This is a genomic window from Paenibacillus rhizoryzae, from assembly GCF_059686995.1.
In genome coordinates, this window is sequence record NZ_JCAALT010000018.1 from 47,211 (window position 1) to 57,094 (window position 9,884).

9 protein-coding genes and 6 tRNA genes are annotated in these 9,884 nt (G+C 49.3%); all 15 read right to left on the reverse strand.

The window, feature by feature from the left end; all coding sequences use genetic code 11:
- Window positions 1-55: 55 nt before the first annotated feature.
- The 15 genes from hisG to AC6ESO_RS29635 all read right to left on the reverse strand — a co-directional run bounded on the left by hisG (window position 56) and on the right by AC6ESO_RS29635 (window position 9,668).
- Entirely contained in the window at window positions 56-727 is a 672-nt protein-coding gene (hisG, locus tag AC6ESO_RS29565) for an ATP phosphoribosyltransferase (RefSeq protein ID WP_497094470.1), read from the reverse strand.
- Window positions 724-1,992, reverse strand: a complete 1,269-nt coding sequence (locus tag AC6ESO_RS29570; protein WP_497094471.1) for an ATP phosphoribosyltransferase regulatory subunit — start codon at window positions 1,990-1,992, stop codon at window positions 724-726. Before AC6ESO_RS29570 ends, hisG begins: the two co-directional genes overlap by 4 nt.
- A 202-nt stretch (window positions 1,993-2,194) precedes the next feature.
- Complete coding sequence (locus tag AC6ESO_RS29575; RefSeq protein WP_497094472.1) at window positions 2,195-2,692, reverse strand: acyltransferase; 498 nt, start codon at window positions 2,690-2,692, stop codon at window positions 2,195-2,197.
- Window positions 2,693-2,700: 8 nt separating this feature from the next.
- Entirely contained in the window at window positions 2,701-3,357 is a 657-nt protein-coding gene (gene ppaX / locus AC6ESO_RS29580; protein WP_497094473.1) for a pyrophosphatase PpaX, read from the reverse strand.
- Between the two features lie 11 nt (window positions 3,358-3,368).
- Window positions 3,369-4,382 (reverse strand): prolipoprotein diacylglyceryl transferase, encoded by a 1,014-nt coding sequence (gene lgt, locus AC6ESO_RS29585; RefSeq protein ID WP_497094474.1) that lies wholly within the window; start codon window positions 4,380-4,382, stop codon window positions 3,369-3,371.
- A gap of 67 nt (window positions 4,383-4,449) precedes the next feature.
- On the reverse strand, window positions 4,450-5,388 hold the full coding sequence (gene hprK, locus AC6ESO_RS29590; RefSeq protein ID WP_497094475.1) for an HPr(Ser) kinase/phosphatase: 939 nt from the start codon (window positions 5,386-5,388) through the stop codon (window positions 4,450-4,452).
- 140 nt (window positions 5,389-5,528) lie between these two features.
- Window positions 5,529-6,650, reverse strand: a complete 1,122-nt coding sequence (locus tag AC6ESO_RS29595; RefSeq protein ID WP_091225587.1) for an ABC transporter ATP-binding protein — start codon at window positions 6,648-6,650, stop codon at window positions 5,529-5,531.
- 91 nt (window positions 6,651-6,741) lie between these two features.
- Window positions 6,742-7,887: a PucR family transcriptional regulator gene (locus AC6ESO_RS29600; protein WP_497094476.1), complete on the reverse strand. Its 1,146-nt coding sequence runs from the start codon at window positions 7,885-7,887 to the stop codon at window positions 6,742-6,744.
- A 169-nt stretch (window positions 7,888-8,056) separates the two neighbouring features.
- Window positions 8,057-8,998, reverse strand: a complete 942-nt coding sequence (locus AC6ESO_RS29605; protein WP_494822233.1) for an MraY family glycosyltransferase — start codon at window positions 8,996-8,998, stop codon at window positions 8,057-8,059.
- 142 nt (window positions 8,999-9,140) lie between these two features.
- Window positions 9,141-9,216: transfer RNA gene (locus tag AC6ESO_RS29610), tRNA-Lys, on the reverse strand.
- A gap of 14 nt (window positions 9,217-9,230) precedes the next feature.
- Window positions 9,231-9,314 (reverse strand) — tRNA-Tyr (locus AC6ESO_RS29615).
- 9 nt (window positions 9,315-9,323) lie between these two features.
- Window positions 9,324-9,399, reverse strand: a tRNA-Phe gene (locus tag AC6ESO_RS29620).
- Between the two features lie 16 nt (window positions 9,400-9,415).
- Window positions 9,416-9,492 (reverse strand) — tRNA-Asp (locus AC6ESO_RS29625).
- A gap of 14 nt (window positions 9,493-9,506) precedes the next feature.
- Window positions 9,507-9,582 (reverse strand) — tRNA-Val (locus AC6ESO_RS29630).
- A 9-nt stretch (window positions 9,583-9,591) separates the two neighbouring features.
- Window positions 9,592-9,668: transfer RNA gene (locus tag AC6ESO_RS29635), tRNA-Met, on the reverse strand.
- Window positions 9,669-9,884: the final 216 nt, after the last annotated feature.

The following is a 9,884-nucleotide window of genomic DNA, read 5'->3' on the forward strand; positions in this document are numbered from 1 at the left end:
CTTCACCGCCTCATAAGCGCCTAGCTTATGCTTAGCGGCCGCTCTTTTTCGCTATCTATACGCCTGCTTTAGCCGCAATCGCAGTCTGCAGCTTATCACACAGGCTTTGAATCGCATCATTTTTCATCCGGTAGCTTACACGGTTGGCAATCAACCGGCTTGTAATGCCAAAAATCGTCTCCATCTCCACGAGTCCGTTCTCGCGAAGCGTTTGCCCCGTCTCGACCATATCGACTATACGGTCAGCAAGCCCAATCAGCGGCGCCAGCTCAATAGAGCCGTTCAGCTTGATCACTTCCACTTGCTGCCCCAATTCGCGAAAATATTGCGAGGCCACATTCGGATACTTCGTCGCCACACGAGGCTGAATGACCGGCTTCCAATCCGGCAGTCCGATAACGGACATGCGGCATTTGGCGATACCAAGATCAAGCAGTTCATAGACGTCTTTATTTTCTTCCATGAGCACATCCTTGCCTACGATGCCGATATCCGCGACGCCGTACTCGACATAGGTCGGTACATCGACGGGTTTCGCCATGATGAAGGACATGCCCAGCTCCGGCAGTTCGATAATAAGCTTCCGCGTGTCGTCAAAATCACTTGGGATCGGCACGCCTGCTTCCCGAAACAGATTCGATGCCACTTTATAGATACGCCCCTTCGGCATCGCGACCTTGAGCAGCTCGCGTCCCGATGTTTCGCCGGTGTATATACCGTTGCTCATCTTGAAGTCCCTCCCTGTGCGCCGCCGAAGAACGTCAACAGCTTCGTAAACGTGACGCCTTTGTAGTTCACCTGTCCGTCGACCGAATCCGATGCAGCTAGCACTGCCTGCTGAGCATCAGCCCCGTCCATTTTCTCCGTCACCACTATAATCGCATCGCCACTGTTCCCGCTGCTAACCGTTTCTGCTTCTTCACGCAGTTCACGCGCTTTATTGAGCGCCGCAGCACGACCGGCAGCGTCATAGCCAATCAGTACGCGCTCCGTTCTCGCTTCGCTTGCATGGTCCCCGATTAGCTCCAGAATTCGAGTGGTCTTAAGCGCAAAACCTGTTGCAGGCGCAGGACGACCAAACTGTTTCAATAAGTTATCATAGCGGCCGCCGCTCGCTACCGGGAATCCAAGATCCGCCGCATAGCCTTCGAACGTCATGCCGGTGTAGTATTTAAAATCGCCAATCATCGTTAAATCAATCAACACATGCTCGCACACGCCATACGCCTCAAGCACATCCCACATCTCGCAGAGATGCTGAATCGAAGCCTGCGCCGTCTGATCGAGGCTAAGCGCCATCGCTTGGCTGCAAATCTCCTGCCCACCGCGCAAACGGGTAATGCCTTCGAGCTCGCTGCGCATCGCATCAGGCAGCGTCAGCTTCCGCAGGCCCTCGCGGTACCCGACATAATCCCGCCCGAGCAAATAAGCCTTCAGCTCTTCTTGAGCAGCCGCCTGCCCCGGCAATGCTTCCTCGAACAGTCCGTTCAGGAAGCCAACATGCCCGATGGCTATCTTGAAACGGTTCACGCCTGCTGCTTTAAGCGATGCGATCGCAAGCGCGACCACTTCGGCATCCGCCTCAGGGGAAGCGTCTCCGACAAGCTCAACGCCGGTTTGGAAGAATTCCGCCTCACGGCCGGCTTCCTCTTCAATCGCCCGGAACACATTGGAATGATAGGAGAGACGCACTGGGAACTGCGCATCCTTCAATACGGAACTAACGACACGTGCAATCGGCGCCGTCATGTCGGAGCGAAGCACCAACGTCGTACCGCGATTGTTAAGCAGCTTGAATAGTTTCTGGTCGGAGGTCGAACTGGCGACACCTACTGTATCGTAATATTCCATAGTAGGGGTCATGATTTGTTCATATCCCCAAGAGCTCATGCAGGCAAGCACTTGATTCTCAATTTGTCTCAGCTTCGTGACGGCATGAGGCAAATAATCTTTTACGCCAATCGGCTTCTCAAATACCTTCGGTTTAGACATTCTATTTTCACCCACAATGCTTTAGTTAGTTAACGTGTTACCATATTACCATACTGCCAAAATAAAGGATTAGTCGTAATAATAACACGCGTCCCCCTATTCGTCAATACACCTGCAACCGGTTGTATCCAACTGCCGAAGCCTGTAGATATAGAAAAAACGGAGAGCATCGCTCTCCGTTTCTGACCCGCAAAGAGTGCCATTATGTACCTTGATCCATCCCACTGCGTATAACCGCAATCGGATTGCCACCAACGAAAGCTCCGGGCGGCACATCCTTATGAACAACCGATCCAGCCGCGATAACCGCACCGTCTCCGATGACAACGCCGGGAAGAATCGTAGTATTCGCACCGATCATGACACCCGAACCGATTCGAACCTCGCCTAGGCGGTATTCCTTGATCAAATACTCATGCGTCAATATCGTCGTGTTGTAGCCGATGATGGAGTTCTCCCCGATACTGATCTTCTCCGGGAAGAACACGTCCACCATTACCATGAGTGCAAACGCACAGTGGCGCCCTACTTTCATGCCAAGCACATGCCGATAAATCCAATTTTTCACTGGCAATGAGGGACAATAACGCGCTATCTGGATGAAGATAAAATTCCGTACGGCCTTAAATCTGCTGACCGTACGGTATACTTGCCACAGGGCATTAGGCCCTTCTACCGGATAACGCTCAACGTTTCTCAAGTGGTGCTCTACTCCAATCCCGCGAATGCGTACAGCTCGCGCATGTTATGAATCACATGACGCGCACCGCTTTCCTTCAGCTTCGCTTCACCCTTCAGTGACCACGCCACGCCAACGGAGATAACCCCTGCCGCCTCAGCAGCTTCGATGTCGACAACACTATCGCCAACCATCAATGTCGTCGCCGGATCTGCGCCTATTGCTTCTAACGCTTTCAGAACCGGCTCCGGATGCGGCTTCGGATGCTCAACATCTTCAATCGTTACGATCGCGCCCGGCTCTACGTAATCGTATAAGCCTACATAACGTAACCCGCGCTCAGTCGTCAATCTCATTTTGGTCGTAACGATTCCGATCTTTATCCCAGCTTCATGAAGCCGTGCGAACACTTCCACTACTTGTGGGAATGCCGATACGTAATCATCATGCATCTGAAGATTGATTTCACGGTAAGCTGCAACGAGGTCCGTAACATCTTCACGGCCTGAGAACAGCTGCATCTGCATCGTAAGCGGCTGTCCCATGCTTGGTATAATATGCTCCCGATCAAACTCAGGAGGAACAATTCCTTTAAGCGAATGCAAGAACGACTGAATGATCAGCTCATTCGTATCCATAATCGTGCCGTCTAAGTCAAACAACATTGTTTTCACTACTGCTGCCATGCGATTGTTAATTACTCCTTTAATGTCGATTCTCCGTGACCGCCGGCGGATTCCTTATCCAATCCCGTACGATCAGCCTTTTTCTCAGGTGTTGCCCCTGCCGGTAAACCGGTTTTGTAATTGATAATCGGATCGTTATAACGGACATTCGCTTCACCCGTAGTACGGCGTCCAATGATCATAGCGATCGCTGCGATAATCAGCAATACCGAAACCAGCTGCGAAATCCGAATGTTTCCTTCTGCAGGATTCAAATAACCTTGATCGAAAACAATGCCCATTGGGGACCATAATGCATTCATAACGGAAGCCGCCCACGAAGCGCCATGGAAAGCCAAGCTGTCTGTACGCAGCGCTTCAATAAAGAAACGTCCGATGGAGTAACCGATAAAGTAAGTCATCAGCAGTTCGCCTGCCCGCAAGAACGGACGACGGCGAAGGACAAGCAGCACTACAAGTACAAGCAGGTTCCAGAGCGATTCGTAAAGGAACGTCGGATGGTGGAATACGCCGTTCACATTCATTTCGTTTACGATCCAATTCGGCAAATGAAGCGTGTCACGCAGGAAGCTCTCTTCAACAGGTCCGCCATAGGCTTCCTGATTGACGAAGTTTCCCCAACGCCCAATCATCTGACCGGCAATAAGCGATGGCGCACAGATATCCGCGATTCTCCAGAAGCTGTAGCCCTTATATCGGAAATAAATAATACCGCATATGAAAGCGCCTATGAGCGCTCCAAATATCGCAATACCGCCATTCCAAATCTTGAAGAAATCAAGCAGATTGCCCTTATACTCATCCCACTTGAACGCCACAAAATAGATCCGCGCGCCTAGAATAGCAGACGGTACACCAAGCAGCAGTAAATCCATGAAGAAATCCGGCGATAACCCGAATCGTTTACCTTCACGAACTGCAAGCAGCAATCCCACAAGCGCTGCCGTACCCAAGATAATACCGTACCAATGCACAGTAATAGGGCCCAGCGAAAAAGCAATCGGATCTAAACGTAATCCATACATGCGTCAACGGCTCCTTCTCTCTCCATTTTCGAAATTAAATCATCATGATCATTTGGATCCATCGGAATCAATCAAAATCATCGGAATCCTCGGCAATGGTTTCTGTCAGCTTGTTCGTAAACTGCAGCGCCGCATTGTAGCCCATCCGTTTCAACCTGAAGTTCATCGCAGCCACTTCGATAATAACCGCTAAGTTTCGGCCCGGACGAACCGGCACTGTAACGATCGGTACATCCGTATCGATAATTCTCGTTGTTTCCTCATCCAAGCCGAGTCTGTCATACTGCTTGTCCGCTTGCCAGTTCTCGAGCTTGATAACTACACTGATCCTCTTCATGTTGCGAACAGCGCCCGCGCCGAACAGCGTCATGACATTGATAATACCCAGACCGCGAATTTCAAGTAAATGGCGAATAAGTTCAGGTGCCGTACCATGTAATTGTCCATCGGAGGTTTGACGAATTTCAACAGCATCATCCGCTACAAGGCGATGGCTTCGCTTCACGAGCTCAAGTGCTGTCTCGCTCTTACCAATCCCGCTGCCGCCCGTTATGAGCATACCGACGCCATAGACATCGACAAGAACACCATGAATAGTAGCCGATGGTGCCAATTTCCGTTCAAGGAAGTTGGTAATTCGGCTTAAAAATATCGTCGTAGCCGCGTTGCTGCGAAGTACCGGAATTTGCTTCAAATTCGATTGCTCGAGCAGCTCAGCCGGCGCCTCCATCCCACGAGTGATAATGAAACATGGCGTTTCATCATCGCATAGACGTTCCATGCGATCTACCCGTTCTTGTTTGCTAAGCGTGTCCATAAACGTAATTTCGGTTTTCCCCAGAATTTGTACGCGTTCCTTCGGATAGTAGTCGAAATAACCTGCTACCTCAAGGCCTGGGCGTGATAAATCGTCTAGCGTAATGCTGCGGCGGAGTCCGTCTTCTCCACTTAGTATTTCGAGCTGAAATTGACTTACCAGATCGGACACTTTCACTTTCTTAGCCACTATTTCGGCCTCCTCAAAATCGCAGCCAGCTACGAGTTGTTAGATTAATTAACCAGATATCGTTATCGTATCGGAAATAACAAATAAAAACAACCGCCCGATAATTCGGGCGGTTGTCAGTAAAGGCTCAGCGCCTTATCTTATACTTCAAATACATTCAGTTCGCTCTCTTTGTCGAAGACATGAACTTTGTTCATATCAAGAGCAAGCTTCACGTTTGTACCTTCTTTAACGCCGGAGCGGCCGTCAACACGAGCGATAACTGTGTCTTTGCCAAGACCGTTCAGGTACAAGAACATTTCGTGACCAAGGTTCTCAGCAACTTCAACGTGAGCGTTCACGATTGTTTGCGGGGAAGCTTCGTGGAACACAGGCTCTTCGTGAAGATCCTCAGGACGAATACCAAGGATGATTTCTTTACCAAGAAGGCCTTTATCTTTCAATTGTTGTGCTTTGCCGTCTGGAACAAGAACGTCGATACCAGTCGATTTGAAACGAATTGCACCGTTAGCTTCGCTAAGCGTACCCGTGATGAAGTTCATCGAAGGAGCGCCGATAAAGCCTGCTACGAAAATGTTAACTGGGTGGTTGTACAGCTCTTCCGGGGAAGCAGCTTGTTGAATGATACCGTCTTTCATAACGACGATACGGTCACCCATTGTCATTGCCTCGATTTGGTCATGCGTTACGTAGATAACAGTTGTTTCAAGACGTTTAGCCAGTTTGGAGATCTCCGCGCGCATTTGACCACGAAGTTTAGCATCCAAGTTAGAAAGCGGCTCATCCATCAAGAATACTTGTGGTTCACGAACGATTGCGCGGCCTAGGGCAACACGCTGACGTTGACCACCGGACAATGCTTTTGGTTTACGGTCAAGCAAATGCTCGATATCAAGAATTTTAGCGGCTTCACGAACACGTTTGTCGATTTCCGCTTTTTTGAATTTACGAAGTTTAAGACCAAAAGCCATGTTTTGGTATACGTTCATGTGTGGGTACAAAGCGTAGGATTGGAATACCATCGCGATGTCGCGGTCTTTAGGGGCAACGTCATTAACAAGACGCTCGCCGATGAACAGTTTACCCTCGGAGATTTCTTCCAGACCTGCGATCATCCGAAGTGTTGTGGATTTACCGCAACCCGATGGACCGACAAGAACCAAAAATTCTTTGTCTTTAATGTCGAGGTTGAAATCTTTTACGGAAGCGAGATCAGTTCCCGCGTATTTTTTGTAAACGTGCTCTAAGCGTACACCAGCCATTGTATTTCCCCCTAAAAGAAATAGTGTAATTCAATAACCTTAGTGTATATCAGTGCTGTCCTAATGACTATGCACATACTTTACAAAAAAACTACGACCTTTTCGTCACTTTATACAATAGTAAAATAATTTTGACTAATACCGCATCACGGAACTGCCGAACATCGAGTTCTGTCTCCTGTTTTAGCTTATCGAGTCTGTACAGAAGTGTATTCCGATGAATATAGAGTTTCTTCGCGGTTTCGCTTACATTGCAGTCTAGACTGAAGAAGGTTTCCAACGTCGTTAAGATCTCCGGGTCTAGAAAAGCATCCGTACGCTTCAACGCTTGCTCTACAAACTTAAGACGGTGCGTTTCAGGAATGGTGTTTAGCAGACGCTCTAAATGAAGCAGCCATGGCAAATGAATATTGGATCCGATATGAAATGTTCTCCCAAGGTGAACAGTTTCACGCAGCAGTGCAGTCGTTCCAACTAATGAATTAGCAGGAGAGATCGGCTGAGAAACAGCAAGATGGCACTCCCCCATCCACTCGCTGGTCAGCATTTCATTCAAACCATTGACGATGGAAGCCAAGCTTTCCTCGACGGATTCCTCTTCTTCATCATCGCGTTCTTCAGACTGGGCTTCGTGGATAAGCGAAACCGGACCCAGTACAAGCCACTCCTGCTCCTTAAGCGGAATGATAATGACCTCTTCCGCTAGGAACGTACGCAGCAGCTTCTCCAATTCGCTGTAGTTTGAGCGCCCGGATTCGGCCTGCTCACAGACGAGCATGAATGGAATCATGGAAGAGAATAATCTTCCGCGTGCAATTAGTCGTTCAGGCAGCGAATGCTTCGGCTCAGCGGAGTCCAGCTGCTCATCAATCCAAGCACCGAGTTCTCGCGCATAACGCTCAGATTCCGTAACGCCCTCGTAGCTCTTAGAGCGTACGGCAAGCATTTCGGATAACGTCCAGCTGATAAGACGCTGTTCTTTCTCAGACAGCTGACTCCGCTCGATTTCAAGCAGATCGACCGTATGCAAATTAACATTCATGACGAACCAAACGGTACCTTCGGTGCCATGGACATAATCGCCAATGGAAACCGTATTATTTTTAAGTGATGATTGCTCTTCTGTGCTTGTCCGATCTTCGGCCAGCATTCTCCAATCTTGCATTGGCAATTGATGCTCTCGGACCGGGCAATCCAGAACAGTTTGCAATTGCGCTATCCATTTTGCTTCACTCATCGGCTTGCCCCTATCCTATCCACGCAAAAATGCGCTTTATTATATAAGGAAGTATAAGTACTGATCATCCTTCGCTTATATATTCTAGGAAGAAATGGATATCACCACCATATGTTGATGGCGAAAGCTGTTTCTTCTTGGGACATTGTACCATAGATTGGGATCTATTTCAGCTTAGGGCAAGCAGTAGAACAATGGATAATAAGGAGAAAAGCGCCGCAATAAGGTAGATAAAGGATACGGTTTGAATCTGGGTTAACCCCCAGCGCATCAACACATGGTGAGTATGCAGCTTGTCTGCACGATGTAGCCCTTTGCCGGAAAGCAGTCTGCGGAGCATGACGACTGCCGTATCCAGAATAGGCACGCCAAGCGCAAGCAGTGGTACAGCTACGGTGACAAGCGTAGCGCTCTTGAAAGCACCATCGACCGCAGTAACAGCAAGTGCATAGCCGAGGAAGGCCGCGCCGGCATCCCCCATGAAGATTCTTGCCGGATAGAAATTATAGATCAGAAACGCCAAACAGGCTCCAACCAGAATAACGGCGAGCATTGCAGTCGATGGCTGATGCTTCAACAGCGCGGCTATAAATAAAGTTAATGAAGATAATGTCGAAACACCTGAAGCAAGTCCATCCACACCGTCAATGAAATTAATCATATTGATCAGGGCAAACACCCATATTATTGAACTTATTATGCCGAGCCATGTCGGAAAATGAATCAAGCCGTTCGGGCTCGACAGTCCCTCGATTCGAATCCCAAAGAACAACGGCAGGATCGCCGCAGCCAAATAAACCAGTACCCGTGGCCATACCGGGAATTCTGCTCCATTCGCTTTCGCCGCATCATCCGCTAAACCAATGATGACGAGAATCAAGCCCCCAATACTGATCGTCATGCTTAGCGGGGTTGCCCCTTGGAATATAAACAAGGTTATTACGATCCCGGCATAAAGCGCAGCCCCGCCCATCAGCGGAATGGGGGTACGGTGGATTTTACGCGAAGATGGCTTGTCTACAAATCCCATACGAATCGCGTATTTCCTCAGAATCGGCACCAATACAGCAACAATCGCAAAACAAAGCACGGCAGCTAATACGTATCTCATCTCTGTTTGTACCCCCTGAACAGCCCTTTGTGTTCAGTTTACCCGCAGCAGTATGAAATACTCTGACTTCCCATGTAATATTGTGCAGAAAACAACAAAAAAACCTGCAGGTCAATGACCTACAGGTGAATGGTTTATGAAATGGTGAGCCATGTAGGACTCGAACCTACGACACCCTGATTAAAAGTCAGGTGCTCTACCAACTGAGCTAATGGCTCTTACTTTAAAGGAATGGTGGAGGGCGATGGATTCGAACCACCGAACCGTGAGGAAGAGATTTACAGTCTCCCGCGTTTGGCCACTTCGCTAGCCCTCCACAAGAAAATGGTGGCTCGGGACGGAATCGAACCGCCGACACGAGGATTTTCAGTCCTCTGCTCTACCGACTGAGCTACCGAGCCTTACAGTTTAGTTAAATGGCGGAGCCGACGGGATTCGAACCCGCGGTCTCCTGCGTGACAGGCAGGCATGTTGGGCCACTACACCACGGCTCCGCATTTAAAAATTATGGTGGAGGCTGACGGGATCGAACCGCCGACCCTCTGCTTGTAAGGCAGATGCTCTCCCAGCTGAGCTAAGCCTCCATATAGGTGTGGTAGCGGCGAAGGGACTCGAACCCCCGACCCTCCGGGTATGAACCGAATGCTCTAGCCAGCTGAGCTACACCGCCACACAATTGCCTCAAAGTACTGCTTGTCCATCACGGCTGAGGCAGCCGCAATAATCAGGTTAACTTACGCCCTGAAAACTGGATACGAACCTTTGCGAAGGTCTTATTTAGCTGATCTTGATCCGAAGTTGAACATCCGAGCGAATGTTCGTAGGATAAGCCCTCGACCGATTAGTATTCGTCAGCTGCATGCATTGCTGCACTTCCACCTCGAAC